This window comes from Methylobacterium sp. J-068 (assembly GCF_022829445.1).
In the GTDB taxonomy this organism is placed as follows: domain Bacteria; phylum Pseudomonadota; class Alphaproteobacteria; order Rhizobiales; family Beijerinckiaceae; genus Methylobacterium.
Genome location: NZ_JAKSXY010000060.1, coordinates 1 through 417, shown reverse-complemented (window position 1 = coordinate 417; position 417 = coordinate 1). Strand labels below are relative to the sequence as shown.

The 417-nt window shown below is 71.7% G+C and carries 1 pseudogene; it reads right to left on the bottom strand.

The features are described 5' to 3' along the window. Positions 1–417 (bottom strand): annotated as a pseudogene (locus tag MKK54_RS07400) (hypothetical protein); the annotation flags it as partial.

Sequence of the window (417 nt, the reverse complement as noted above, 5' to 3'; positions counted from 1 at the left end):
GAAGGCCGGATCGAAGTCGGGGGAAACCGGCTCGGGCTCGGGCGGTCGCAGCGGCCGCCCTTCCACCCGACCGAACTCGAGGTAATGCCCGAGCGGGTCCAGGCCGGACGCGGCGACGTCCGGATTGGCGGCCAGATAGAGCGCCGGATCGAAGTCGGAGGGGGCCGGCTCGGGTTCGGGCGGTCGCAGCGGCCGCCCCTCGAACTGGCCGAACTCGAGGTAATGCTCGAGTGGGTCCAGGCCGGACGCGGCGACGTCCGGATTGGCGGCCAAGTAGAAGGCCGGATCGAAGTCGGGGGAAACCGGCTCGGGCTCGGGCGGTCGCAGCGGCCGCCCTTCCACCCGACCGAACTCGAGGTAATGCCCGAGCGGGTCCAGGCCGGACGCGGCGACGTCCGGATTGGCGGCCAGATAGAG